Consider the following 24,583-nt stretch of genomic DNA (forward strand, 5'->3'; position numbering starts at 1 on the left):
CCTACAGCCCGAGCCGACGCTTCATGTCGGTTCGCTGCTGGTTCAATTCCGTCAATTCGGCCAATTCCTCGGGGGTGAAGGTGGATTGCCGCGCCAGCCTGTCCAGCCGGTCGCAGCAGGCGTCATAGCGCATCTTGAGCACCGCTGCCTGCAGCTCCTCCCCCGCAATCCGCTCCTGCTCACGCTGCCGCTCGGGCACCGTCTCGTCTTCCGGATTCTGTAACAGCAAATCGCGGACGTTTTCATCATAGTCCAGAATTTCGCGGAAGATTTCCTCGTAAGTCGCCGCGTTCGAGGACGTCCTCAGGACATCCGACAGCAGCCGGAACTCCGCGCCGTCGCCCAGCGCACGCGCATGATCGACGACTTCCGCGAACAGCTCGCCGATGCGCGGCAGCGCGCGCAGGGTCGCAATCTGTTCGTCCTCGAGCTGCGATGCGACGCGCGGATGCATCACCAGCGTGCGCAACGCGCGCTTTTCGCTGTCCGTCACGCGGCGCCGCTCGCTGCGTGCAGGCGCCTGGCGCGGCGCCGCCGCGATACGCGTATCGACGTCCGACAGCGCCGCGACCTCTTCGAACGGGATGTCGAGGCGATCGGCGAACATGTGCATGATCTGCGCGCGCAACGCGTTCGCGGGCAGCGCCTGCAACAGCGGCTTCGCATCGAACAGCGCCTTCGCGCGGCCTTCCGGCTGATCGAGCGCCTTGCCTGCGATTGCTTCGTTCAACAGAAATTGGGACAGCGGCATCGCGCGCTCGACCTGCTCGGAGAACGCGTCCGCGCCGAACTCGCGCACGTAGCTGTCCGGATCGTGCTCGGTCGGCAGGAAAAGGAACCGGATCGTGCGGTTGTCGCCTGCATGCGGCAGGCATGCTTCGAGCGCGCGCCGGGCCGCGCGCCGCCCGGCCGAATCGCCGTCGAAACTGAAAATGACCGTGTCGGTCTGACGCAGCAGCTTCTGCACGTGAATCGGCGTGCACGCGGTGCCGAGCGTCGCGACCGCGTTCGGAAACCCGAGCTGCGCGAGTGCGACGACGTCCATGTAGCCCTCGACGACCAGCACGTACTTGCGCTCGCGAATCGCGAGCCGCGCCTCGAACAGCCCGTACAGCTCGCTGCCCTTGTTGAACAGCGGCGTTTCCGGCGAGTTCAGGTACTTCGGTTCGCCGCTGCCGAGCACGCGGCCGCCGAAACCGATCACCTGCCCCTTCACGTTGCGGATCGGAAACATGATCCGCTCGCGGAACCGGTCGTAGCGGCGCGCGACGCCCTGCGCATCGGTTTTCTCGCTGACGATCACGAGCCCTGCCTCGACGAGCGACTCGTCGCGATAGTCGGGGAACGCGGCCTCGAGGTTCTGCCAGCCGTCCGGCGCATAGCCGAGACCGAAGCGTGCGGCGATCTCGCCGGTCAGCCCCCGGTTCTTCAGGTACTGGATCGCAACGGTCGCGCCGCGCAACTGCTTGCGGTAGTAGTCGCACGCGGCCGTCATCGCGTCGGACAGCGCGGTCGCCACCGATTTCGACACGGGCGCCGGATAGTCGCCGCCCCCGCCTGCGCCCCCACCGCCGCCGCGCATCGACGGCTCGTGCGGCACGGTCAGGCCGACGGATTGCGCGAGCTCCTGCACGGCTTCCGGGAACGTGAGCCCCGCGTGTTCCATCAGGAAGCCGATCGCGGTGCCGTGCGCGCCGCAACCGAAGCAGTGATAGAACTGCTTGGTCGGGCTGACGGTAAACGACGGGCTTTTCTCGTTATGGAACGGGCACAGCCCCATGAAATTGGCGCCGCCCTTCTTGAGCTGCACGTACCGGCCCACCACGTCGACGATATCGACGCGGTTCAGCAAATCCTGCAGGAACGAATGCGGAATCACCGTGGGATCGAGCGAAAAAAGAGGATACGGCGCCCGGCGCACGCATCGCTGGGCGCGCCGGGAACGGGTCTTACTTCGTGAGCGCGGCCTTGACCTGCGCGGAAACGGCCGTCATGTCGGCACGGCCGGCGAGCTTGCCCTTCAGCACGCCCATCACCTTGCCCATGTCCTGCGGGCCGGCAGCGCCGGTTTGCGCGACGGCCGCCTGGACTTCGGCCGCCACCTCGGCGTCGGACAGTTGCGCGGGCATGTAGCCGCCCAGCACGGTCAGCTCGGCCTGCTCCTTCGCGACGAGATCGTCGCGGCCGGCCGCCTGGAACTGGCTGATCGAATCCTTGCGCTGCTTGATCATCTTGTCGATCACGGCCGTGACGCCCGCGTCGTCGAGCGTGACCCGATCATCGACTTCGCGCTGCTTGATCGCGGCCATCAGCAGGCGAATCGTTGCCAGACGCTCGCTTTCCTTCGCGCGCATCGCGGCCTTCATGTCTTCGCTGATCTGCTCTTTCAAACTCATCTTTCACCCGGGATGGAAACGTGAATCCGACGCCCGCGAACGGACGTCAACACAAAAACCCGCTTGGGACAGTGTCTCAAGCGGGTTGCTCGAATCCGGCATCGGCGACTCGCCGCCTGATCGGCTGCGCGATCGCACCCGATCGCGCGGAGTCGCCGGTGCGCCGCTCAGCGAACCGCGCGGCGCCCAATCGTTCAGTACAGCTTCTTCGGCAGCGTCTGGCTGCGAATACGCTTGTAGTGACGCTTCACCGCCGCGGCCTTCTTGCGCTTGCGTTCCGCGGTCGGCTTCTCGTAAAACTCGCGCGCACGAAGCTCGGTCAGCAGCCCGTTCTTCTCGATCGTGCGCTTGAAGCGACGCATTGCAACTTCGAACGGCTCGTTCTCTTTAACGCGAATGATCGTCATGATCCGACACGAATAAAGGTTTGCAGGGAAAGACTACCGAGTATAGCAGAGCGACTGCCCAAAGGCACGGAGCCGCCCCCGGCGCAACGGCGCGGGCCGGTGCGTCAGGCGCCGCGCGCATACTCGGCCGCAGCCTGCCCGGCCGCCGTGCCGGACGCCCACGCCCACTGGAAGTTGTAGCCGCCGAGCCAGCCCGTCACGTCCACCGCCTCGCCGACGAAGAACAGCCCCGGCACGCGCGCGCTCATCATCGTCGCCGACGACAGCTCGCGCGTATCGACCCCGCCTTTCGTCACTTCGGCCTTCTTGTAGCCTTCGGTGCCGTTCGGCGTGAGCGTCCAGCCGGACAGCGCGTCGCCGATCTGGCGCAGCGTCTTGTCGGGCAGGTCCGCGAGCCGCGCGTCGGCCGCGACGCGATGCGTGTCGAGCCACGCATGCGCGAGGCGCGACGGCACCCAGTCGGCGAGCAGCGAACCGATCTGGCGCTTCGACGTGCGCTTCGCGTCGAGCAGGTCGGCCACCGTGTCGCGCTGCGGCAGCAGGTCGACGCGGATCGGGTCGCCGGGCTGCCAGTAGCTCGAGATCTGCAGGATGCCCGGCCCGGACAGCCCGCGATGGGTCAGCAGCAGATCCTCGACGAATTCGCCGCCGCGCTTTTTGTCGCCGGTCGATACGCGCACTTCGAGCGATACGCCCGACAGCGGCGCGAACGGCGCCCAGTCCTGCGGCGCGAACGTCAGCGGCACGAGGGCAGGCCGCGTATCGACGAGCTTGTGGCCGAACTGCTTCGCGAGCCGATAGCCGAAGTCGGTCGCACCGATCTTCGGGATGGACAGGCCGCCGGTTGCGACGATCAGCGCACGCGCACCGATCGGGCCGGCCTGCTGCGTATCGAGCGTGAAGCCGTCGGACGGCGTATGGCGCACTGCGTCGACGACGACGGGCCGGCGCCACGCGATGCCGCCCGCGTCGCACTCGTGCTTCAGCACGTCGATGATCGCGTCGCTGCCGTGGTCGCAAAAGAGCTGACCCTTGTGCTTTTCGTGCCAGGTCACGCGATGGCGCTTGAGCAGCCCGAGGAAGTCGCGCGGCGTATAGCGCGCCAGCGCCGAGCGCGCGAAATGCGGATTCGACGACAGATAGTTGTCGGGCCCGGCATACAGGTTCGTGAAGTTGCAGCGGCCGCCGCCCGAGATGCGGATTTTCTCGGCGAGCCGCGGTGCGTGATCGATCAGCACGACGCGGCGGCCGAGCTGCCCGGCGACCGCGGCGCTCATCATGCCGGCAGCGCCCGCGCCGATCACGGCGATGTCATAGGTTTCCATGGCGCGGATTGTACCTGCCCGGCATCGTGGCCGGGCCGCTGCCAGCGCCGACCTGCCCTCGCCTGCTATACTTTCCGGTTACGTCGACCTATCTGCGGCGCGTCCAAAACGGCGCGCCCCGCCCGTACCCATGCTCGTTCTCGGCATCGAAAGCTCCTGCGACGAAACCGGCCTCGCGCTCTACGACACGCAGCGCGGCCTGCTCGCGCACGCGCTCCATTCGCAGATCGCGATGCACCGCGACTACGGCGGCGTCGTGCCCGAGCTCGCGTCGCGCGACCACATCCGCCGCGCGCTGCCGCTGCTCGAGGACGTGATGGCGCAAAGCGGCACGCGCCGCGAGGACATCGACGCGATCGCGTTCACGCAGGGCCCCGGCCTCGCCGGCGCGCTGCTGGTCGGCGCGAGCATTGCGAATGCGCTCGCGCTCGCCTGGAACAAGCCGACCGTCGGCATCCACCATCTCGAAGGCCATCTGCTGTCGCCGTTGCTGGTCGACGAGCCACCGCCGTTCCCGTTCGTCGCGCTGCTGGTTTCCGGCGGCCATACGCAACTGATGCGCGTGACCGACGTCGGCGTCTACGAGACGCTCGGCGAAACGCTCGACGACGCGGCTGGCGAAGCGTTCGACAAGACGGCGAAGCTGATCGGCCTCGGCTATCCGGGCGGCCCCGAAGTCTCGAAACTCGCGGAAACGGGCACGCCGGGCGCGGTCGTGCTGCCGCGCCCGATGCTGCATTCGGGCGATCTCGACTTCAGCTTCAGCGGCTTGAAGACCGCCGTGCTCACGCAGATGAAGAAATTCGAAGCGGCGCAGCTCGAGGGCGAAGCACTCGAACGGGCAAAGGCCGACCTCGCTCGCGGCTTCGTCGATGCGGCCGTCGACGTGCTCGTCGCGAAGTCGCTCGCCGCACTGAAGAAGACGAAGCTCAAGCGCCTCGTGGTCGCGGGCGGCGTCGGCGCGAACCGCCAGTTGCGCGCGGCCCTGTCGGCGGCCGCGGCCAAGCGCGGCTTCGACGTGCACTATCCCGATCTCGCGCTCTGCACCGACAACGGCGCGATGATCGCGCTCGCGGGCGCGCTGCGGCTCGGCCGCTGGCCCGAGCAGGCGAATGCCGACTACGCGTTCACGGTGAAGCCGCGCTGGGATCTCGCGTCGCTCGCACGCTGAATCGCGCAACACAACGCCGCAAGCCGGAAAACAGAAAGGCAGCTCGATTCCGAGCTGCCTTTCTCATTGGCGCGACGAAACGCCGCGGCGTTTATGCAGCGTGTCGCTTGTCGCGCTCGATCAGCGCATACGCGCTGTGATTGTGGATCGACTCGAAGTTCTCGGCTTCGAGCACGTAGGCGACCACCCGCTCGTCCGCATCGAGACGCTGCGCGACATCGCGCACGAGATCCTCGACGAACTTCGGGTTCTCGTAGGCACGCTCGGTGACGAACTTCTCGTCCGGACGCTTCAGCAGCCCCCACAGTTCGCACGACGCCTCTTCCTCGGCGATGCGGATCAGCGCCTCGACCGGCAGATCGGCGGCCAGCTCCGCATCGATCGTCACGTGCGAGCGCTGGTTGTGCGCGCCGTATTGCGAAATCTTCTTCGAGCACGGGCACAGGCTCGTCACCGGCACGAGCACCTTCAGGAACAGGCGCGTGTCGCCGTTGCGGCTTTCGCCCGCGAGCGTCACTTCATAGTCGAGCAGGCTCTGCACGCCCGACACCGGCGCCGTCTTGTTCACGAAATACGGAAACGTGACTTCGATGCGGCCGGCCTCGGCTTCGAGCTTCACGAGCATCGACGCGAGCATCGCGCGGAAGCGCTCGACCGTCAGCGGCGCACGATTCTCTTCGAGCAGCGCGACGAAGCGCGACATGTGCGTGCCCTTCTGATCGGCCGGCAGACGGACGTCGAGGTTCCAGACGCCGACGGTCGGTTGCACGTCGCCGCTTTCGGTGCACACCGTCAACGGATGCCGGACCGCCTTCACGCCCACGCGCTGAATCGGGATCTGACGGGTATCCACCGTGCTCTGCACGTCGGGCATCACGAAGGCGGGGTTCATCTGGTTCATCTTGGTTCAATCCTTGTAAGCCGCGCGTCCGACGACGCGCACGCCGCGTCACGCGGCAGCCGGAAAAGCAACATGGGCCCGCAGGCCCATGTTTTCCGCATCAATGAAGACCGGTTACGCCAGTCGCATCGGCACCGCCCGCGGGCGGTGCCTGCTCATGCGACGCGCTTTGCCTGATCGGCGACATCGGCCGCCGGGCTCAGAAAGCGTTCGCGAATCGATTTCGCGATGCCCGCGCCGTCGAGGCCGCATTGCGACAGCAGCTTCGCGGGGTCGCCGTGATCGATGAACTGGTCAGGGAGGCCCAATTGTATTACGGGTCGGATAACCCCACTCTCCATCAGGGCTTCGACGCAGGCCGAGCCCGCGCCGCCCATCACGCAGCCTTCCTCGACCGTGACGAGATAATCGTGCGTCTCGGCCAGCTCGCGCACGAGCGCCGCATCGACCGGCTTCACGAAGCGCATGTTCGCGACCGTTGCATCGAGCTCCTCGGCGGCGGCGAGCGACGGTGCGACCATCGTGCCGAACGCGAGGATCGCGACGCGCTTGCCTTCCGGCTGCGACGTCCGGCGACGCACTTCACCCTTGCCGAGCGGGATCTCGGTGAATTCCTTCACCGTCGCCACGCCCGTGCCCGCGCCGCGCGGATAGCGCACCGCGGTCGGGTTAGGTTGCTGCAGCGCCGTGTGCAGCATCTGGCGGCATTCGTTTTCGTCGGATGCGGCCATGATCGTCATGTTCGGGATGCAGCGCATGAACGCGAGATCGTACGCGCCGGCGTGCGTCGCGCCGTCCGCGCCGACGAGGCCCGCGCGGTCGATCGCGAACACGACCGGCAGATTCTGCAGCGCGACGTCATGGATCAACTGATCGTAAGCACGCTGCAGGAACGTCGAGTAGATCGCGACGACGGGCTTCAGCCCCTCGGTCGCGAGACCGCCCGCGAACGTCACCGCGTGCTGCTCGGCGATGCCGACGTCGTAGTAGCGATCCTTGAAACGCTTCTCGAATTCGACCATGCCCGAGCCTTCGCGCATCGCGGGCGTGATGCCGACCACGCGCGTATCGCGCTCGGCTTCGTCGCACAGCCACTCGCCGAACACCTGCGTGTAGGTCTTCTTCGCGGGCGTGGCCGACGGCTTGATGCCTTCGGCCGGATTGAACTTGCCGGGGCCGTGATAGAGCACCGGATCGGCTTCGGCGAGCTTGTAGCCCTGGCCTTTCTTCGTCACCACGTGCAGGAATTGCGGGCCGCGCAGTTCGCGGATGTTCTGCAGCGTCGGGATCAGCGAATCGAGATCGTGACCGTCGATCGGGCCGATGTAGTTGAAGCCGAATTCCTCGAACAGCGTGGCCGGCACGACCATGCCCTTCGCATGCTCCTCGAGCTTGCGCGCGAGTTCGAGCACCGGGGGCGCGACGCTCAGCACGCGCTCCACGCCTGCGCGCGCAGCCGCATAGAAGCGGCCCGACATCAGGCGGGCGAGATGGCGATTCAGCGCGCCGACCGGCGGCGAGATCGACATGTCGTTGTCGTTCAGGATCACGAGCAGCTTCGCATCTTCCGACACGCCCGCGTTGTTCATCGCCTCGAACGCCATGCCGGCCGTCATCGCGCCGTCGCCGATCACCGCGATCGAGAAGCGGTCGTCGCCGTTCAGCTGGCTGCCGATCGCCATGCCGAGCGCGGCCGAGATCGACGTGCTCGAGTGCGCGGTGCCGAACGTGTCGTATTCGGATTCGCTGCGGCGCGGGAAGCCCGAGATGCCGTCGTACTGACGCAGCGAATGCATCTGGTCGCGGCGGCCCGTCAGGATCTTGTGCGGGTAGGTCTGGTGACCCACGTCCCAGACGATGCGATCGTTCGGCGTGTTGAACACGTAGTGCAACGCGATCGTCAGCTCGACCGTCCCGAGGTTGGACGACAAGTGGCCGCCCGTCTTCGACACGCTGTCGAGCACGAACGCGCGCAGTTCATCCGCGAGCGGTTGCAGTTGGCGACGATCGAGGCGGCGCAAATCCGCCGGGTCGTCGATGGTTTTCAGCAAGTCGTACATCGTCGTTCCATTGTAGGAAATCAAACGCGCCCGCATTCTTTTGCGCGCACCGTGGCATGTGCGCGGCGGCGGGCTTTCGCGTCAGCTGACCCGGTTCACTACCAGGTCGGCAAGTTCGGCGAGACGCTGTGCGCGTGCGCCGAACGGTTTCAGCGCGTCATGCGCTTCGGCGCGCAGCTGCGCTGCCAGCTCGCGCGACGCCTCGAGACCGAGGATCGATACATAGGTCGGCTTGTCGTTCGCCGCGTCCTTGCCGGCCGTCTTGCCGAGCGTCGCCGAATCGGTCGTGACGTCGAGAATGTCGTCGACGACCTGGAAGGCCAGACCCACGGCCCCCGCGTACACATCCAGCGCGGCCATCGTTTCCGCCGACGGCGTCTCGCCGGCCAGCGCGCCCATCCGCACGGCCGCGCGCAGCAATGCGCCCGTCTTCATCCGGTGCATCGTCTCGAGCTGCTCGCGCGTCAGCTTCAGGCCGACGCTCGCCAGATCGATCGCCTGCCCGCCGGCCATGCCGATCGAGCCGCTCGCGAGCGCCAGCTCGCGCACGAGCGCCGCCTGCTGCACCGGCGACAGCGCAGCGGCGTCGGTCAGCGCCACGAACGCCTGCGACTGCAGCGCGTCGCCGACCAGCAGCGCCGTCGGCTCGTCGTACTGCACGTGCACGGTCGGCTTGCCGCGACGCAGCGCGTCGTCGTCCATGCACGGCATGTCGTCGTGCACGAGCGAGTAGACGTGGATCATCTCCAGCGCCGCCGCCGCGGCGTTGCGCGCCGCCTCCGTCGCACCGGTCAGCTCGCCTGCTGCATGGCACAGCAGCGGGCGAACGCGTTTGCCGCCACCGAGGACCGCGTAGCGCATCGCCTCGTGAAGTTTCGCGGGCGTCGCGGTTTCAGCCGGCAAATAGTGGCCGAGTGCGTCCTCGACACGGTCAAGCACGGACCGCATCCATTGTTCGAATGTCATAGATCGTCGTCTTCGCCGTCCGTGGCGGCCGTTCCGGACGAAAGCGGCTTCAGCGTCGCGCCGTCGAGCACGCGAACCTGCTGCTCCACTTTCTCGAGCTGCTGTTGGCAAAACGCAACGAGGGTCGCACCGCGACGATACGCCGCCAGCGAATCCTCTAGGCTCAACGCGCCGCCTTCCATCCGGGCAACCAGCGTCTCGAGCTCCGCGAGCGCCATCTCGTAATTGTCCGGCAACGGTTCGGTGCCATTGCCGGGCGGCGTGGCGCCTGGGGATGCGGTTTTCGCCATGGACGAGGGTGTCAAATTTCAAAACAAGTCGGACATTCTACGGCAAAAGAGAATTTTCCGACCTGCCGTCGTGGGCGCCCGCGCACAATTCCGGCCCCATCTCCGACGCACAGTGTGCGCCTTTCGACGGTCGTCCGACAAAAAATTGACACAAATCAGGCACTTAATCCTAGCCTTGCGGGGCGAACCGGGTATAATTCTCCGTTTCCCTAAATCGATTTTTCGATGGTTGGGTTGTTCACTGCTTTCACGCTAACACCGGGAGTGGGAATGTCCAATCTGAGCGATGCGCTTCAGTTGAAGTCGGCTCACAGCCAGCTTCCAGTCACTGCATATTTCGATGAGGCGCTACTCGAGCGCGAGATCGAAACCCTCTTCAAGAAAGGACCTCGTTACGTCGGGCACGAGTTGATGGTGCCCGAGGCGGGAGACTATTTTGCGCTGCCGTCCGAGAAGGAAGGCCGCGTGCTGGTCCGTAACCAGACGAACCAGATCGAACTGCTGTCGAACGTGTGCCGCCACCGGCAGGCGATCATGCTCAACGGGCGCGGCCATGCGCAGAACATCGTGTGCCCGCTGCACCGCTGGACGTACGATCTGGAAGGCCAGTTGCTCGGCGCGCCGCACTTCCCCGACAAGCCGTGCCTGAACCTCGGCAAGAGCCCGCTGCAGAACTGGCAGGGGCTGCTGTTCGAGGCCGAGGGGCGCAACGTCGCGCGCGACCTCGCCCATCTCGGCACGAAGCATCACTTCGACTTCTCCGAATACCAGTTCGATCACGTCGAAGTGCACGAGTGCGATTACAACTGGAAGACGTTCATCGAGGTCTACCTCGAGGATTATCACGTCGTCCCGTTCCATCCGGGCCTCGGCAGCTTCGTGTCGTGCGACGATCTCAAATGGGAGTTCGGCGACTGGTACAGCGTGCAGACGGTCGGCGTGCACAACGCCCTCGCGAAACCGGGCAGCGCGACTTACCGGAAATGGCACGAGCAGGTGCTGAAGTTCCGCAACGGCGTGCCGCCGGAGTTCGGCGCGATCTGGATGGTCTACTACCCGGGCCTGATGATCGAGTGGTATCCGCACGTGCTGGTCGTGTCGTGGCTGATTCCGCGCGGGCCGCAGAAGACGACCAACATCGTCGAGTTCTATTACCCCGAGGAAATCGCGCTGTTCGAACGCGAATTCGTCGAGGCCGAGCGTGCCGCGTATATGGAAACGGCCGTCGAGGACGACGAGATCGCGATGCGGATGGATGCAGGCCGCCGTGCGCTGATGGCCCGCGGCGAGTCGCAGGTGGGCCCGTACCAGAGCCCGATGGAAGACGGCATGCAGCACTTCCACGAGTTCCTGCGCCGCCACCTCGGCGAGCTCTGACGCAGGTGCGGCGCGTTGGCGCCGCACGGCCGCCGGCAAACGAAAAGACGGGCTTCGGCCCGTCTTTTTTTGTTTAGACTTGGAGTGTCAGGCCATTTGCACTCCAGGGAGCCGTCATGCCACACACTCACTACACCACGCTCATCTCCGCCGCCAATCTCGCCGAGCGCCTGGCCGCGGCGCCCGGCAGCGTCGCGCTGTTCGACTGCCGTTTCGATCTCGCCGATCCCGGCGCCGGCGAAGCCGCCTACGCGGCCGGCCACCTCCCCGGCGCGCACTATCTTCATCTGGACCGCGACCTGTCGGGCCGCAAGACGGGCACCAACGGCCGCCATCCGCTGCCGACCCGCGACGCGCTCGCCACGCTGCTCGCCAGCCGCGGCCTCAAGCAGGGTCAGCAGGTCGTCGCGTACGACGCGCAAGGCGGCGCGTACGCGGCGCGCCTGTGGTGGCTGCTGCGCTGGCTCGGCCATGATTCGGTTGCCGTGCTCGACGGCGGCCTGCAGGCCTGGGAAGCGGCCGGCCAGCCGCTGACGACCGACGTGCCGCAACCGGCCGCCGGCGACTTCCGCTCAGCCACGCCGCTCGAATCGACGGTCGATGCAGCGGCCGTGCTCGCGAACGTGTCGTCGCCCTCGCGCGTCGTGATCGATGCCCGCGCACCGGATCGGTATCGCGGCGAAAATGAAACGATCGATCGGGTGGGTGGCCACATTCCCGGGGCGCGCAACCGCTTCTTCAAGGACAACCTGACCGCCGACGGCCGCTTCAAGACCGGCCATGAATTGCGCGAGGCATTCACGACCGTGCTGGCCGGCACCGAGCCGAACCGCGCGATCCTGCAATGCGGCTCCGGCGTCACCGCATGCCACAACGCGCTGGCGCTGGAAGTGGCGGGCCTGCACGGCGCGTCGCTGTACCCCGGCTCGTGGAGCGAGTGGAGCGCCGATCCGTCGCGACCGATCGCGACCGGCCCGAATCCTTGAGCCCCCGCGCTGCGCGACGAGGATGAAGCGGCGGCCGGTGCCGCGGCGGCCGATGCCGCGGCGGCAGTTGCCGCCGCTCGCCGCTTACATCACGCCGTACTTGTGGAACCACTCGATCGCGCGCTTCCAGCCGTCCTCGGCATCACTTTTCACGTAACTCGGCCGGTAGTCGGCGAAGAACGCGTGACCGGCATCCGGATACACGACGATCTCCGATTCGCGCGCGAGCTTCGAATCGCTCGCCTGGATCGCCTTGCGCATGTCCGCGAGCGACGCCTGCGTGATGTTCTGATCCTTCTCGCCGTACAGCCCGAGCACGGGCACCTTCAGCAACGACGCGTGGTCGACCGGGTTGAACGGCGTCATCTCGTCGGTCTTGCCTTCGACGAATCCGTACCACGCCACGGCCGCCCGCACGTGCGGATTGTGTTCCGCATACAGCCACGCCTGGCGGCCGCCCCAGCAGAACCCGGTCACGCCGAGACGCGTCAGGTCGCCGCCGTTCTTGCCGGCCCACGCGACGGTCGCATCGAGATCCTCGGTGACCTGCCGGTCCGGCACCTTGCTGATGATGTGGTCGTAAAGCTCCTTCATCGTCGGATACTTCGCCGCGTTGCCCTGCCGGGCGAACAGGTCGGGCGCGATCGCGAGATAGCCGAGCTTCGCGAAGCGCCGGCACACGTCGGCGATATGCGCGTGCACGCCGAAAATCTCGTGAATCACGATGACGACCGGCAGGTTCGTCTTGTCGACCGGCTGGGCGCGATAAGCCGGCACGCTCGCATCGCCCGAGCGGATCTCGATGGTGTCGACGTCCAGCCCTGCGCTGTCGGTCGTGACCGTCTGCGCCGACACGGGCAGCACGGCCGCCGCGAAGGTGCCGCCCAGCGCGGCCTGCATGAACTTGCGGCGCGAGAACGGGACATGGGGGACCAGGCTGTCGACTTCGGGTTTCAACATGAATGCACTCCTCGATTGGGCGCCGCCGTCACGATCGCGGATACGCCATGACGGGGCATCGCACCGGCGCACGGCGCGGATGTCGCGGCGGTTGGCACTCCGCCGCAAACGAAAACCCGGACAAGATGCCCAATAATCCGTTGTCGCGTCAACTGTCGGATGTGTAAGACTCGATTACGACGCGTGGCGGCGATCGAATCGACACCGCGTGGCAGCCTGCCAACGGCCTGCCGAATCACCGCGCGGTTGCGCCTATCGACGTGCATCGCGCGACCGAATCCTTGCGAATCGAAAAGAAAAACGGGCGGCGAACACGCACGACGTGCGCATTCTCCACCCGCTCCGCATGCGAGTACACGAGTACGCGCTCAGTGCAGCTTCACGCGCGGCAGCGTCGTGCGCCGCAGCCAGTGCGCAACCGTGTCGAGCATCATCCGCGGATAACCGTGCAGCGCCGCGACGTGCAGCCGGTACAGCGACATGTACATGAAGCGCGCGAACAGCCCTTCGATCAGCATGTTGCCGCCGATCAGCCCGCCCATCAGATTGCCGACCGCGCTGAAGTGACCGAGCGACACGAGCGAACCGAAATCGCGATACGTGAACTCGGGCAGCGGGCGCCCCTCGAGCCGGCAGCCGATCGCCTTCAGCAGGAAGCTCGCCTGCTGGTGCGCCGCCTGCGCGCGCGGCGGCACGTTGCGCTCGTTGCCGGGCCATGCGCAGGCCGCGCAATCGCCGAGTGCGAACACGTTGTCGTCGGTGAAGGTCTGCAACGTGCGGCGCACGTCGAGCTGCCCGAGCTTGTTGACCTGGAGGCCGTCGAGGTGCGACAGCACGGACGGCGCCTTGATGCCGGCCGCCCAGACCGTCAGGTCCGCGCGCACGACCTTGCCGCTCGCGGTATGCACGAACCCGGGCGCCACCTCGGTCACGCGCTCGCCGAGCATCAGCCGCACGCCGAGCTTCTCGAGCAGTTCGGCCGTCGCCGCCGACACGCGCTCCTGCAGTGCCGGCAGAATCCGCGGCCCCGATTCGATCAGCACGATGCCGACGTCGTTGCGCGGATCGAGCTTGTGCAGCCCGTACGCGGACAGCACCTGCGCGGTATTGCGCAGTTCTGCCGACAGCTCGACGCCCGTCGCGCCGCCGCCGACGATCACGACCTGGATGCGCGGCTCGGCCGCCCCGCCGGGCGCGGTCGGCACCGGCGCCTGGTGCTCGGCACGCATGCATGCCGCGATCAGCCGCTTGCGGAAGCGTTCGGCCTCCCCGACCGTATCGAGTGCGATCGCGTTTTCCGGTGCGCCCTGCACGCCGAAGAAGTGGGTCGTGCTGCCGATCGCGATCACGAGCGTGTCGTATTCCAGCTCGCGCGCCGGCAACAGTTCCGCGCCGTCGCTGTCGTTGAGGGGCGACAGCATGAGACGCTTCGCCGCGCGGTCGAGCCCGGACAGCTCGCCCTGCTGGAACTCGAAGCCGTGCCAGCGCGCCTGCGCCGCATATTCGAGCTCCTGCGTGAACGGGTCCATGCTGCCGGCCGCGACCTCGTGCAGCAGCGGTTTCCAGATGTGTGTCGGATTGCGGTCGACGAGCGTGACAAGCGCACGCGCGGGACGATTGCCGCGCGCGCCGTAACGATCGCCGAGCCGCGTCGCCAGTTCCAGGCCGCCCGCGCCTCCGCCTACGATGATGATCCGATGCATCCGATTCCCCCTTTGCGATTCGAAACTGCTGCCGCCGGATGAAGCAAACGCGATGCATTCGCGCCGTCCGGTGGATTAACCGGTTCGGACATCATCGATGTGCAGTTCGAAACACCTCGATGCGGCCGATCCGGAACGCGGGGCGCGCCGCCCCGCGTCAATGACATGACTGACATGCATTGTCCGGGAGCTTGCGCGTTGACCACAAGCAAACCATCTCGATATTTGGCATCCCTGCAACAATATGCCGCGGGAAACGGGGCGCGCTCGGGGGTGCGTCAGTGTGCCTCTTCCCAGTTCGCGCCGGCGCCCACTTCGGCAACCAGCGGCACCTTCAGCTTCGCGACGCCGCACATCATTTCCGGCAATTTCTCGCGCACCAGCGACAGCTCGCTTTCGGGCACCTCGAGCACCAGTTCATCGTGCACCTGCATGATCATCCGCGACGCAAGCCGGTCACGCGTGAGCCAGTCGTCCACCGCGATCATCGACAGCTTGATCAGGTCGGCCGCCGTGCCCTGCATCGGTGCATTGATGGCCGCGCGCTCGGCCGCCTGGCGGCGCGGCCCGTTGCCGCCGTTGATCTCGGGCAGCCACAGGCGGCGACCGAAAACGGTTTCGACGTAGCCCTTCTCCTTCGCGGTCGCGCGCGTGTCTTCCATGTACTGCGCGACGCCCGGATAGCGGGTGAAATAGCGGTCGATATAGAGCTTCGCCGCGTCGCGCGTGATGCCGAGGTTCGACGCGAGCCCGAACGCGCTCATCCCGTAGATGAGCCCGAAGTTGATCACCTTCGCGATCCGGCGCTGGTCGGAATTGACCTCCAGCGGCGTCACGCCGAACACTTCGGCGGCCGTCGCGCGGTGGATGTCCTCGCCCTGCGAGAACGCGCGCAGCAGCGACGCGTCGCCCGATATATGGGCCATGATCCGCAATTCGATCTGCGAATAGTCGGCCGACACGATCCGGTGGCCCGGCGCGGCGATGAACGCCTCGCGGATGCGCCGACCTTCGGCCGTGCGCACCGGAATGTTCTGAAGATTGGGGTCGTTCGACGCCAGGCGGCCCGTCACCGCAACCGCTTGCGCATAGTTCGTGTGCACGCGGCCGGTGGTGGGGTTCACCATGCGCGGCAGCTTGTCGGTATAGGTCGACTTCAGCTTCGACAGCCCGCGATGCTCGAGCAGCAGCTTCGGCAGCGGGTAGTCCTCGGCCAGCTTCTGCAGCACTTCCTCGTCGGTCGACGGCGCGCCGCTCGGCGTTTTCTTCACGACCGGCAACTGCAGCTTCTCGAAGAAAATCTGCCCGATCTGCTTCGGCGAGCCGAGATTGAATTCGCCGCCCGCCAGTTCGTACGCCTGCCCTTCGAGCTCGATCAGACGCGTCGCAATTTCGGTGCTCTGCGCCTGCAGGCGCGCATCGTCGATCAGCACGCCCGTACGCTCCATCTTGCGCAGCACGAGCGACACCGGCATCTCGATCTCGCGATACACACGCTCGAGGCCCGGCTCGCGCGCGACCTGCGGATACAGCGCGTGATGAAGCTGCAGCGTGATGTCGGCGTCTTCGGCCGCGTATTCGGCGGCCTGCGCGAGCGCCACTTCGTCGAAACCGATCTGCTTCGCGCCCTTGCCGGCCACGTCCTCGTACTTGATCGTCTTGACGCCCAGATGACGCAGCGCGAGGCTGTCCATGTCGTGCGTGCGATGCGATTCGACCACGTACGATTCGAGCAGCGTGTCGTGTTCGATGCCGTTCAGTTCGATGTCGTAGTTCGCGAGCACCTGTGCGTCATACTTCAGGTGCTGGCCGACCTTCTTGCGATCGGCCGATTCGAGCCACGGCTTCAGGCGCGCGAGCACTTCGTCGAGCGGAAGCTGCTCGGGCATGTCGGGGCCGCGGTGCGCGACCGGCAGGTAGGCCGCCTTGCCCGGCTCGACCGAGAACGACAAGCCGACGAGCCGCGCAAGCATCGGGTCGAGCGCGGTGGTCTCGGTGTCGAACGCGGTCAGCGCGGCCGCATCGATCTTCGCGTACCACGCGTCGAACTGCTCCCACGTCTGGATCGTGTCGTATTCGCGCACGACGTCGGTCGCGATCACCGGTGCCGGCTCGCCTTCCGGCGCATCGGCGCCGCCGCCTTCCGCGGGTGCGCTGTCGACTTCGCGCAGCCAGGTCTTGAAGCCGTAGCGCGCGAAGATGTCGCGCAGCAGCTCGCGCGCCTCGCCGTCGCTCTTCAGCGATGCTTCGATCGATTCGAGATGCGGCGCGAGATCGCAGGCCGTCTCGACCGTCACGAGCTTGCGACCGAGCGGCAGGAAATCGAGTGCGCGGCGCAGGTTGTCGCCGACCACGCCCTTGATCTCGGCCGCGTGTTCGATCACGCCGTCGAGGCTGTCGTATTGCGACAGCCATTTCACGGCCGTCTTCGGCCCGCATTTCTCGACGCCCGGCACGTTGTCGACGGTGTCGCCGATCAGCGCGAGGTAGTCGATGATCCGCTCGGGCGGCACGCCGAACTTCGCGATCACGCCGTCGCGGTCGAGCGTCTCGTTGGTCATCGTGTTGACGAGCGTGACGCGCTCGGTCACGAGCTGCGCGAGATCCTTGTCGCCGGTCGACACGATCACGTTCATTCCGTGCTGCTCCGCTTCGCGCGCGAGCGTGCCGATCACGTCGTCGGCCTCGACGCCTTCGACCATCAGCAGCGGCCAGCCGAGCGCGCGCACGGCGCCGTGGATCGGCTCGACCTGCAATGCGAGGTCGGGCGGCATCGACGGACGGTTTGCCTTATAGTCGGCATAAAGGTCGTCGCGGAACGTCTTGCCCTTTGCATCGAACACGCAAGCGCTATACTCTGCACTGACTTCCTTGCGCATACGGCGCAGCATGTTGATGATTCCGTAGAGCGCTCCGGTCGGCTCCCCGCCAGGGCCACGCAAATCAGGCATCGCATGGTAAGCCCGATACAGATAGCTCGAACCGTCAACCAATAGCAGGGTCTTACCTTCCAGATTTCGTTCTTCAGGCATTATGAACAAGAGAAAAGTGATTCCGAGTCTGCGTTCGCTCGCAGATCAAGAACGCGCGACGGCCAAGAAGGCGCGCGCATCGTGGCAGATGTTCACGATTATGGCAGAGTTTATCGAGGCGACCGAGTACCTGTCGGAGATCCGCCCGGCCGTCAGCATCTACGGTTCTGCCCGCCTCAAACCCGACACGCCGCACTACAAGCTCGCCGCGCAGATCGCGCGCAAGCTGTCGGACGCCGGCTTCGCCGTGATCTCCGGCGGCGGCCCCGGCATCATGGAAGCCGCGAACAAGGGTGCGCACGCCGGCAAGGCGCCGTCGGTCGGCCTGAACATCGAGCTGCCGCACGAGCAGGCGGGCAATCACTATCAGGACATCTCGCTGCGCTTCCGCCACTTCTTCACGCGCAAGGTCACGTTCGTGAAGAATTCGGATGCGGTGATCGTGATGCCGGGCGGCTTCGGCACGCTCGACGAGCTGTCCGAAGTGCTCACGCTGATCCAGACGAAGAAGTCGCGCCTCGTGCCGATCATCCTCGTCGGCAGCGAGTTCTGGCAGGGGCTGCTGCAATGGTTCCGCGATCAGTTGATTCCGATGGGCCTGATCAATCCGGAAGACATGGATCTGATGCAGGTGATCGACGATCCCGACCAGGTGCTGGATGCCGTGCTCGCGTTCTACGAGGACAGCGGCGAGGAAGAAGGCTCGGATGACGAAGATCATCCGCCGCGCCCGGAAGAAGACCGGATGTTCTATTTGTAACCGGTCAATGACGACAGCCGGCCCGACGGCCGGTGTCGTGCTTTTCAACTATGGACCTCGCGATCCGGCGGCCCGCCGGGCGTGATTTTGTAACGCGAGGTTAATGCCCGTTCGCCGCCGCGCGCGGTCGAATGTCAAATCCCTGCAGTCGGCGCTGCGCCATGTCGCGGGATCGCCCATACCGGCGGCCCGTCACTGTCAAATGGATGACCGGTCGCGCGCCTGCGCACCGCCAATCCTCCGTAATAATCACGACTCGCCTTTTCCATCGCGCGCCAGCACACTTCATCGTGTCGGCGCGGCGATCCCCCGGTGGAACGGTCCCCCTCGCTTCCATCGCGTCGCGCCGGCCCATTCATCACCCCACCACGGAAAAGAACATGCAACGCTCGCTGATCGCCCTCGCCTTCGCCGGCCTCGGCCTTTCGCTGTCCGGCCTCGCTCACGCCGTCAACGTCGACGTCAACATCGGCACGCCCCCGCCGGTCGTCGTCGCGCCCGCGCCCGTCGTGGTCGCACCGGCGCCGGCGGTCATCGTCGGCTGGCACGGCGACCGCTACTGGGATGGCCGCCGCTACTGGGAACGCCGCGAGTGGGAAGATCACGAGCGTCATCGCGGTCATGGCGGCTATCACTGCCCGCCGGGGCACGCGAAAAAGGGCGAGTGCTGAGCGCCCAAGTACGGGGCCATCCGGCCTTCGTATCGAAACGAAAAGAACGAGGCCGCACGCGAACCCAGGTTCGCGTGCGGCCTTTGTCGTGACGGACGCCGTTGCGCGGTGTCGTTACTGGAACGCCACTTCCGCGAAGCTTCTCAGCTTGCGGCTATGCAGCTTGTCGAGCCCGTTCGTGCGCAGGATCTCCATCGCCTTCACGCCGATCTGCAGATGCTGGTCGACCTGCCCGCGATAGAACGTGTCGGCCATGCCCGGCAGCTTCAGTTCGCCGTGTAGCGGCTTGTCCGACACGCACAGCAGCGTGCCGTACGGCACCCGGAAGCGGAAGCCGTTCGCGGCGATCGTCGCGCTTTCCATGTCGAGCGCGATCGCGCGGCTCTGCGACAGCCGCTGCACGGGCTCGCGATGGTCGCGCAGCTCCCAGTTGCGGTTGTCGACGCTCGCGACCGTGCCGGTGCGCATCACGCGCTTCAGTTCCGCGCCTTCGAGCCGCGTGACCTCGGCCACGCCGCGCTCGAGCGCGAGCTGCACTTCGGCCAGCGCCGGAATCGGCACCCACAGCGGCAGGTCGGCGTCGAGCACGTGATCCTCCCGCACGTAACCGTGCGCGAGCACGTAGTCGCCGAGACGCTGCGTGTTGCGCAGCCCCGCGCAGTGACCGAGCATCACCCACGCGTGCGGACGCAGCACCGCGATGTGATCGGTGATCGTCTTCGCGTTCGACGGGCCGACGCCGATGTTGACCATCGTGATCCCGCTGCCGTCCGCGCGCTTCAGGTGATACGCGGGCATCTGCGGCAGGCGCGGCGGCGCTGTGCCCTCGGCCGGTTCGCCGCCGAGGTTCGCGTTGTACGTGACGACGTCGCCCGGCTCGACGAACGCGCTGTACTCGCTGCGGTACGCGCGCACCTCGGGGTCGTCGCTTTCCGTCATCAGCGTACGGCCGAGCTTCACGAACTCGTCGATGTAGAACTGGTAGTTCGTGTACAGCACGTAGTTCTGGAAGTGCGTGGGCGACGTCGCCGTGTAGTGGCGCAGCCGGTGCAGCGAGAAGTCGACGCGTGCGGCCGTGAACAGCGCGAGCGGATGCGGCTCGCCCGGGGCCGGTTCGAACGTGCCGTTGACGATACGATCGTCGAGATACGACAGATCGGGCGTGTCGAAGATGTCGCGCATCGCGAGCAGGCGGTCGCGATCGAGTTCGCCCTCGAGATGAATGCCTTCCGGAAAGGCGAAATGGATCGGAATCGGCTGCGACGACACGCCGATCTCGATCTTCACATGATGGTTCTTCGACAGCAGGCGCAGTTGCTCGCGGTAGTAGTTCGCGAAGAGATCGGGGCGCGTGACCGTCGTCTCGAATACGCCGGGGCCCGCGACGAAGCCGTACGAGCGGCGCGAATCGACGTGCGTGTTGACGTCGGTGCGGATCCGCACGAACGGATAGCACGCGCGCACGTGCTCGGTGATCGGTTCGTGGCGGCGATAGCGCGCAAACGCATCGCGCAGGAAGCCCGTATTCGTGTCGTAAATGGCGGACAGCCGCGCAACGGCGGCGATCGGATCGTCGAAAGCCTCGACCGACGGGCTTTCGGGCGACAGCACACGGTGCCGGCGGCTCAAATCGTTCTTCATTTTCATCACCTCGTCTGATCCGACGACATTACCACGGAACCCCGTCGCCTTTATGGCTGCCCCTGCGCGCGCCAGGGCCGGATGGCGCGCAGTATTTGCTAAAATCGGTGGGTTCACTGGAGACTCATCATGAAGCCGCTCATTTTCGTCGCCGCTGCCGTCGCGTTTGCCGCCGCCAGCGTCGCTCACGCCGCCGGCGGCACGCCCGACACCGACGCGCAGGCCCGGGCCGAGGCCAACGAAGCCGCCGGCCTGCCCGATCTCCGCAAGATCAACCGGCCGGGCGCCGAAGTCACGTCGAAAGTCGACTTCGCCGACATCCGCCGCACGCCGAGCTTCCACGAAAAGAGCAAGAACGGCACCGAAGTCACCGAGTACCGCGACCGCGGCAAGCCGGTCGAGATCGACGTGAAGTCGAACTTCGGCACGCGCTACCAGATGAGCTCGACGCCCGACACGTCGCCGAAGCCGCACGACGCGGGCATCCCGATCACGCGCCTGCCGTCGCTGAACCTGCGCTACTGATTCCGTGGCGCCGCGCACCGACCGCGCCGCGCCGCCCCTTCACCTGCTGTCGCGATGCACGCCGCCCGCGTGCCGACACCCTGACTGACGTATCCCGCATGGCCGTTTTCACCGCTGTTTCCGACTCCGATCTCGCGCAATGGATGCGCCACTACGAACTGGGCGACGTGCTTGCGTTCCGCGGCATTCCGTCCGGTATCGAAAACAGCAATTTCTTCCTGACGACGACGCGCGGCGAATACGTCCTCACGATCTTCGAAAAGCTCACGGCGCAGCAACTGCCGTTCTATCTCGACCTGATGCGCCATCTGGCCGCCCACGGCGTGCCGGTGCCGGACCCGGTCCCGCGTGACGACGGCGCGTTGTTCGGCGAACTGCACGGCAAGCCGGCCGCGATCGTCACGAAGCTCGACGGCGCGGCCGAACTCGCGCCGGGGGTCGAACACTGCATCGAGGTCGGGCAGATGCTCGCGCGTCTGCATCTGGCCGGGCGCGACTACCCGCGCAGCCAGCCGAACCTGCGCAGCCTGCCGTGGTGGCAGGAGAACGTGCCGGCCATCGTGCCGTTCATCACGGACGCGCAACGCACGCTGCTCGAAGGCGAGCTCGCGCACCAGGCCGGCTTCTTCGCGTCGGACGACTATGCGGCGCTGCCGGGCGGGCCGTGCCATTGCGACCTGTTCCGCGACAACGTGCTGTTCGCCCATGCGGCGCCCGGCACGGGCCACGAGGTACGCCTCGGCGGCTTCTTCGACTTCTACTTCGCGGGCTGCGACAAGTGGCTGTTCGACGTCGCGGTGACCGTCAACGACTGGTGCGTCGACCTCGCGAGCGGCGTGCTCGACGTCGCGCGCGCCGATGCGCTGCTGCGCGCATACCAGACGGTCCGGCCGTTCACGGCCGAGGAACGGCGCCACTGGAGCGACATGCTGCGCGCCGGCGCGTACCGCTTCTGGGTGTCGCGCCTGTACGACTTCTACCTGCCGCGCGCGGCCGAGATGCTCAAGCCGCACGACCCCGGCCATTTCGAACGCATCCTGCGGGAGCGTATCGCGCATACGCCCGCGCTTCCCGAGATCCAAACCGCATGCAACTGATCGAAGTGCCCGCGAAAACGGGCTATGTCTGGTTCCGTCAAGGCATCTGGCTGTTCCGCCGGAATCCGCTCGCGTTCATCACGCTGTTCTTCACGTACCTGCTCGCCATTACGCTGGTGTCGAAGGTGCCCGTGATCGGCTCGGCGCTGCCGCTGGTGTTCATTCCCGGCATCGCGGTCGGTTTCATGGCCGCGTGCCGCGACACGGTGGCCGGCAAGACGGTGATGCCGACGATTCTCGTCGACGGCTTTCGCTCGTACGGCACCGTCGCGACCCAGCGGCTGCTCGCGCTCGGCGCGATCTACGTCGCGTCGATGGTGCTGGTGTTCGCCGCTTCGTCGTTCGTGGACGGCGGCGCGCTGTTCCACGTGATGATGGGCGCGGCCGACGAAGCGAACACGACGCCCGAGACGCTGGCCGCGCAAGGCACGCTCGGCGCGCTGTTCTTCGCGACGCTGCTCTATCTGCCGGTCTCGATGCTGTTCTGGTTCGCGCCGGTGCTGGTTGCGTGGCATGACGTCCCGCCCGCGAAGGCGCTGTTCTTCAGCGTCGTCAGTTGCTGGCGCAATCGCGGCGCGTTCGTCGTGTACGGCGCGCTGTGGTTCGGCGTCGCGCTCGGCACGTCGCTCGCGCTGTCGCTGCTGCTGCAGGCGCTCGGCGCCGGCGCGTATGCGCTGACGATCATGATGCCGGTGACGATCATCATCGTCACGATGCTGTACTGCTCGTTCTACGCGACCTATCGCGGCTGCTTCGGCGTGCAGGAACCGGGCGCGACCACGACGATGTCGGGCCGCTGACCCTTCTCCCGGCCGGTGCATGTCGCCGGCCATCTCGCCGTTTCTCGCGCCGGCTCGTCGCCCGGCGCGCCTTGACCTCTCCCCTTTTCCGCTATCGACCCGCATCCGGCCGCCCCTGTTCAGTCCGGTCTTTTGGGGGCAAAATAATTTGCGTACAAATCGTTCGCGCATCCGCCGCGTCTCCCCCGAATCATGGATCGCCTGCCTCCGCTGCCCCAGACGCTCGACGAGCAACTGTGCTTCGCGCTTTACTCGACTTCGCACGCGATGACGAAGGCGTACAAGCCGCTGCTCGACAAGCTGTCGCTGACCTATCCCCAATATCTCGCGATGCTCGTGCTATGGGAACGCGACGACATGGCCGTGAAAGACATCGCCGCGCGGCTCGATCTCGATCCGGCCACGGTCACGCCGCTGCTCAAGCGGCTGGAAGCGCTCGGCTACGTGGAACGCGTGCGTAGCGCGGCCGACGAGCGCGTCGTCAACGTGCGCGTGACGCCGGAAGGCCGTGCGCTGAAGGATCGCGCGCGCTCGGTGCCCGCCGATCTCTTTTGCGCGATGCAGCAAACCCCCGAGTTCCTGATCAGGCTGCGCGCCGATCTCCAGCAATTGCGCGACGCGTTGTCGGCAGCCAACGAACGCTGACGGTCGAGCGCCGAGCGACCTGAGCGGCGCCGATCGGGTTTTTCTTTCAAATTTCATTTGCGCACTAATGATTTGTGTTCTATATTTTTCTCGTGGCCGGCGACACCCCGTCTTGCCGGACCGCTTTTCTCCCCTTTTCCCGACAGGAGCTGCACGATGAACATTCTGTACAAGACCAGCGCCACGAGCACGGGCGGCCGCGACGGCCGCGCGGTATCCGCCGACCACAAGCTGGAAGTGAAGCTCGCCGCGCCGCGCGAACTCGGCGGCACGGGTGCGGAAGGCACGAATCCGGAGCAACTGTTTGCCGCAGGTTACTCGGCCTGTTTCCTGAGCGCGATGAAATTCGTCGCGGGCCAGAACAAGCAGACGCTGCCGGCCGATACGCAAGTCACGGCGGAAGTGGGCATCGGCCCGAACGATGCCGGCGGCTTCGGGCTCGACATCGAACTGCGCGTATCGCTGCCGGGGCTCGACAAGGCCGACGCGCAGGCGCTGGTCGACAAGGCCCACCACGTGTGCCCGTATTCGAACGCCACGCGCAACAACGTACCGGTGCGCCTGACGGTCGTCTGACGCGACGCAGGTTCAGCAGAATGCAAAAAGGGCGCGTGCGGCACCATGCCGCACGCGCCCTTTTGCGCGAATCGTCGAAATGGCGGGCCGGCAGGCCCGCGTGCGCCGCTTAGCGCGCGCCGAACGAATACGGGCGGTTCAGTGCCGCGTCGCGATCGATCTTGCGCATGCGGAATTCGAGATCGTAGATGTCGGTAGCTTCGGCCAGGTACGCGTCGGCGCGCTCTTTCGCGGCCTTCTCAGCATTCTTGGTCAGCATCAGGAAGAGGTGGCTCAGCAGGTACATGTTCGATC

General features: G+C 66.2%; 23 protein-coding genes. 10 read left to right on the forward strand and 13 right to left on the reverse strand.

Annotated features, from left to right (window positions below; genetic code table 11):
• Position 1 precedes the first annotated feature (1 nt).
• The 4 genes from dnaG to WS61_RS15285 form a co-directional block, all read right to left on the reverse strand.
• Positions 2–1,879, reverse strand: a complete 1,878-nt coding sequence (gene dnaG / locus WS61_RS15270) for a DNA primase (RefSeq protein WP_059501200.1) — start codon at positions 1,877–1,879, stop codon at positions 2–4.
• A gap of 70 nt (positions 1,880–1,949) precedes the next feature.
• Entirely contained in the window at positions 1,950–2,396 is a 447-nt protein-coding gene (locus WS61_RS15275; RefSeq protein ID WP_059501201.1) for a GatB/YqeY domain-containing protein, read from the reverse strand.
• A 194-nt stretch (positions 2,397–2,590) separates the two neighbouring features.
• Complete coding sequence (rpsU, locus tag WS61_RS15280; protein WP_006479415.1) at positions 2,591–2,803, reverse strand: 30S ribosomal protein S21; 213 nt, start codon at positions 2,801–2,803, stop codon at positions 2,591–2,593.
• Between the two features lie 104 nt (positions 2,804–2,907).
• Positions 2,908–4,137, reverse strand: coding sequence for an NAD(P)/FAD-dependent oxidoreductase (locus WS61_RS15285; RefSeq protein ID WP_257127272.1), 1,230 nt, complete (start codon positions 4,135–4,137; stop codon positions 2,908–2,910).
• A 121-nt stretch (positions 4,138–4,258) separates the two neighbouring features.
• On the opposite strand from WS61_RS15285, the gene tsaD reads away from it, so the two are divergent.
• On the forward strand, positions 4,259–5,299 hold the full coding sequence (gene tsaD, locus WS61_RS15290; RefSeq protein ID WP_059501203.1) for a tRNA (adenosine(37)-N6)-threonylcarbamoyltransferase complex transferase subunit TsaD: 1,041 nt from the start codon (positions 4,259–4,261) through the stop codon (positions 5,297–5,299).
• Positions 5,300–5,390: 91 nt separating this feature from the next.
• On the opposite strand, the gene folE2 is transcribed toward tsaD, so the two are convergent.
• The 4 genes from folE2 to WS61_RS15310 form a co-directional block, all read right to left on the reverse strand.
• Positions 5,391–6,200 (reverse strand): GTP cyclohydrolase FolE2, encoded by an 810-nt coding sequence (gene folE2 / locus WS61_RS15295; protein WP_006479422.1) that lies wholly within the window; start codon positions 6,198–6,200, stop codon positions 5,391–5,393.
• Positions 6,201–6,355: 155 nt separating this feature from the next.
• Positions 6,356–8,260 (reverse strand): 1-deoxy-D-xylulose-5-phosphate synthase, encoded by a 1,905-nt coding sequence (gene dxs / locus WS61_RS15300; protein WP_059501204.1) that lies wholly within the window; start codon positions 8,258–8,260, stop codon positions 6,356–6,358.
• Positions 8,261–8,341: 81 nt separating this feature from the next.
• On the reverse strand, positions 8,342–9,226 hold the full coding sequence (locus WS61_RS15305) for a polyprenyl synthetase family protein (protein ID WP_059501205.1): 885 nt from the start codon (positions 9,224–9,226) through the stop codon (positions 8,342–8,344).
• Positions 9,223–9,516 carry an exodeoxyribonuclease VII small subunit gene (locus WS61_RS15310; RefSeq protein ID WP_006479428.1) on the reverse strand — a complete coding sequence of 98 codons (294 nt, stop codon included), beginning with the start codon at positions 9,514–9,516 and terminating at the stop codon, positions 9,223–9,225. The genes WS61_RS15305 and WS61_RS15310 overlap by 4 nt, the downstream gene beginning before the upstream one ends.
• Positions 9,517–9,786: 270 nt before the next feature.
• Here WS61_RS15310 and WS61_RS15315 point away from each other — a divergent pair, with 270 nt between their 5' ends.
• On the forward strand, positions 9,787–10,893 hold the full coding sequence (locus WS61_RS15315) for an aromatic ring-hydroxylating dioxygenase subunit alpha (RefSeq protein WP_059501206.1): 1,107 nt from the start codon (positions 9,787–9,789) through the stop codon (positions 10,891–10,893).
• Positions 10,894–11,009: 116 nt separating this feature from the next.
• Positions 11,010–11,879 (forward strand): sulfurtransferase, encoded by an 870-nt coding sequence (locus WS61_RS15320; protein ID WP_059501207.1) that lies wholly within the window; start codon positions 11,010–11,012, stop codon positions 11,877–11,879.
• Positions 11,880–11,963: 84 nt separating this feature from the next.
• Here WS61_RS15320 and WS61_RS15325 read toward each other — a convergent pair whose 3' ends face one another.
• The 3 genes from WS61_RS15325 to polA form a co-directional block, all read right to left on the reverse strand.
• Entirely contained in the window at positions 11,964–12,839 is an 876-nt protein-coding gene (locus tag WS61_RS15325) for a dienelactone hydrolase family protein (protein WP_059501208.1), read from the reverse strand.
• A gap of 368 nt (positions 12,840–13,207) precedes the next feature.
• Positions 13,208–14,542 carry an NAD(P)/FAD-dependent oxidoreductase gene (locus tag WS61_RS15330; RefSeq protein WP_059501209.1) on the reverse strand — a complete coding sequence of 445 codons (1,335 nt, stop codon included), beginning with the start codon at positions 14,540–14,542 and terminating at the stop codon, positions 13,208–13,210.
• A 278-nt stretch (positions 14,543–14,820) separates the two neighbouring features.
• Positions 14,821–17,574 carry a DNA polymerase I gene (gene polA, locus WS61_RS15335; RefSeq protein ID WP_059501210.1) on the reverse strand — a complete coding sequence of 918 codons (2,754 nt, stop codon included), beginning with the start codon at positions 17,572–17,574 and terminating at the stop codon, positions 14,821–14,823.
• A gap of 1 nt (position 17,575) precedes the next feature.
• On the opposite strand from polA, the gene WS61_RS15340 reads away from it, so the two are divergent.
• Positions 17,576–18,334, forward strand: a complete 759-nt coding sequence (locus WS61_RS15340; RefSeq protein ID WP_059501211.1) for a TIGR00730 family Rossman fold protein — start codon at positions 17,576–17,578, stop codon at positions 18,332–18,334.
• 380 nt (positions 18,335–18,714) lie between these two features.
• Positions 18,715–19,005: a hypothetical protein gene (locus WS61_RS15345; RefSeq protein ID WP_059501212.1), complete on the forward strand. Its 291-nt coding sequence runs from the start codon at positions 18,715–18,717 to the stop codon at positions 19,003–19,005.
• Positions 19,006–19,119: 114 nt separating this feature from the next.
• Here the strand turns inward: WS61_RS15345 and WS61_RS15350 are convergent, their stop codons facing one another.
• The gene (locus WS61_RS15350) at positions 19,120–20,646 is read right to left on the reverse strand and encodes an AMP nucleosidase (RefSeq protein WP_034205241.1); all 1,527 of its coding nucleotides are present in this window, start codon (positions 20,644–20,646) and stop codon (positions 19,120–19,122) included.
• Positions 20,647–20,775: 129 nt separating this feature from the next.
• Between WS61_RS15350 and WS61_RS15355 the strand changes: the two genes are divergently transcribed.
• The 5 genes from WS61_RS15355 to WS61_RS15375 all read left to right on the forward strand — a co-directional run bounded on the left by WS61_RS15355 (position 20,776) and on the right by WS61_RS15375 (position 24,289).
• Positions 20,776–21,171 carry a hypothetical protein gene (locus WS61_RS15355; protein ID WP_059501213.1) on the forward strand — a complete coding sequence of 132 codons (396 nt, stop codon included), beginning with the start codon at positions 20,776–20,778 and terminating at the stop codon, positions 21,169–21,171.
• Positions 21,172–21,269: 98 nt separating this feature from the next.
• The gene (locus WS61_RS15360) at positions 21,270–22,268 is read left to right on the forward strand and encodes a homoserine kinase (protein WP_059501214.1); all 999 of its coding nucleotides are present in this window, start codon (positions 21,270–21,272) and stop codon (positions 22,266–22,268) included.
• Positions 22,259–23,068: a BPSS1780 family membrane protein gene (locus WS61_RS15365; protein WP_059501215.1), complete on the forward strand. Its 810-nt coding sequence runs from the start codon at positions 22,259–22,261 to the stop codon at positions 23,066–23,068. Before WS61_RS15360 ends, WS61_RS15365 begins: the two co-directional genes overlap by 10 nt.
• Before the next feature lie 192 nt (positions 23,069–23,260).
• Complete coding sequence (locus tag WS61_RS15370; protein WP_059501216.1) at positions 23,261–23,713, forward strand: MarR family winged helix-turn-helix transcriptional regulator; 453 nt, start codon at positions 23,261–23,263, stop codon at positions 23,711–23,713.
• 156 nt (positions 23,714–23,869) lie between these two features.
• The gene (locus tag WS61_RS15375) at positions 23,870–24,289 is read left to right on the forward strand and encodes an organic hydroperoxide resistance protein (RefSeq protein ID WP_048988685.1); all 420 of its coding nucleotides are present in this window, start codon (positions 23,870–23,872) and stop codon (positions 24,287–24,289) included.
• A gap of 109 nt (positions 24,290–24,398) precedes the next feature.
• On the opposite strand, the gene WS61_RS33475 is transcribed toward WS61_RS15375, so the two are convergent.
• Positions 24,399–24,575 carry a DUF3563 family protein gene (locus WS61_RS33475; RefSeq protein ID WP_080747669.1) on the reverse strand — a complete coding sequence of 59 codons (177 nt, stop codon included), beginning with the start codon at positions 24,573–24,575 and terminating at the stop codon, positions 24,399–24,401.
• Positions 24,576–24,583: the final 8 nt, after the last annotated feature.

The organism is Burkholderia sp. ABCPW 11 (assembly GCF_001523445.1).
Classification (GTDB): Bacteria; Pseudomonadota; Gammaproteobacteria; order Burkholderiales; family Burkholderiaceae; genus Burkholderia.

Coding starts and splice junctions, on each gene's coding strand:
- WS61_RS15340 (WP_059501211.1), top strand. CDS start 17,576: ATGAACAAGAGAAAAGTGATTCCGAGTCTGCGTTCGCTCGCAGATCAA.
- WS61_RS15275 (WP_059501201.1), bottom strand. CDS start 2,396: ATGAGTTTGAAAGAGCAGATCAGCGAAGACATGAAGGCCGCGATGCGC.
- WS61_RS15325 (WP_059501208.1), bottom strand. CDS start 12,839: ATGTTGAAACCCGAAGTCGACAGCCTGGTCCCCCATGTCCCGTTCTCG.
- WS61_RS15305 (WP_059501205.1), bottom strand. CDS start 9,226: ATGACATTCGAACAATGGATGCGGTCCGTGCTTGACCGTGTCGAGGAC.
- polA (WP_059501210.1), bottom strand. CDS start 17,574: ATGCCTGAAGAACGAAATCTGGAAGGTAAGACCCTGCTATTGGTTGAC.
- WS61_RS15365 (WP_059501215.1), top strand. CDS start 22,259: ATGCAACTGATCGAAGTGCCCGCGAAAACGGGCTATGTCTGGTTCCGT.
- folE2 (WP_006479422.1), bottom strand. CDS start 6,200: ATGAACCAGATGAACCCCGCCTTCGTGATGCCCGACGTGCAGAGCACG.
- WS61_RS15360 (WP_059501214.1), top strand. CDS start 21,270: ATGGCCGTTTTCACCGCTGTTTCCGACTCCGATCTCGCGCAATGGATG.
- WS61_RS15330 (WP_059501209.1), bottom strand. CDS start 14,542: ATGCATCGGATCATCATCGTAGGCGGAGGCGCGGGCGGCCTGGAACTG.
- WS61_RS15310 (WP_006479428.1), bottom strand. CDS start 9,516: ATGGCGAAAACCGCATCCCCAGGCGCCACGCCGCCCGGCAATGGCACC.
- WS61_RS15370 (WP_059501216.1), top strand. CDS start 23,261: ATGGATCGCCTGCCTCCGCTGCCCCAGACGCTCGACGAGCAACTGTGC.
- WS61_RS15315 (WP_059501206.1), top strand. CDS start 9,787: ATGTCCAATCTGAGCGATGCGCTTCAGTTGAAGTCGGCTCACAGCCAG.
- WS61_RS15345 (WP_059501212.1), top strand. CDS start 18,715: ATGCAACGCTCGCTGATCGCCCTCGCCTTCGCCGGCCTCGGCCTTTCG.
- rpsU (WP_006479415.1), bottom strand. CDS start 2,803: ATGACGATCATTCGCGTTAAAGAGAACGAGCCGTTCGAAGTTGCAATG.
- tsaD (WP_059501203.1), top strand. CDS start 4,259: ATGCTCGTTCTCGGCATCGAAAGCTCCTGCGACGAAACCGGCCTCGCG.
- dxs (WP_059501204.1), bottom strand. CDS start 8,260: ATGTACGACTTGCTGAAAACCATCGACGACCCGGCGGATTTGCGCCGC.
- WS61_RS15350 (WP_034205241.1), bottom strand. CDS start 20,646: ATGAAGAACGATTTGAGCCGCCGGCACCGTGTGCTGTCGCCCGAAAGC.
- WS61_RS15320 (WP_059501207.1), top strand. CDS start 11,010: ATGCCACACACTCACTACACCACGCTCATCTCCGCCGCCAATCTCGCC.
- WS61_RS33475 (WP_080747669.1), bottom strand. CDS start 24,575: ATGTACCTGCTGAGCCACCTCTTCCTGATGCTGACCAAGAATGCTGAG.
- WS61_RS15355 (WP_059501213.1), top strand. CDS start 20,776: ATGAAGCCGCTCATTTTCGTCGCCGCTGCCGTCGCGTTTGCCGCCGCC.
- WS61_RS15375 (WP_048988685.1), top strand. CDS start 23,870: ATGAACATTCTGTACAAGACCAGCGCCACGAGCACGGGCGGCCGCGAC.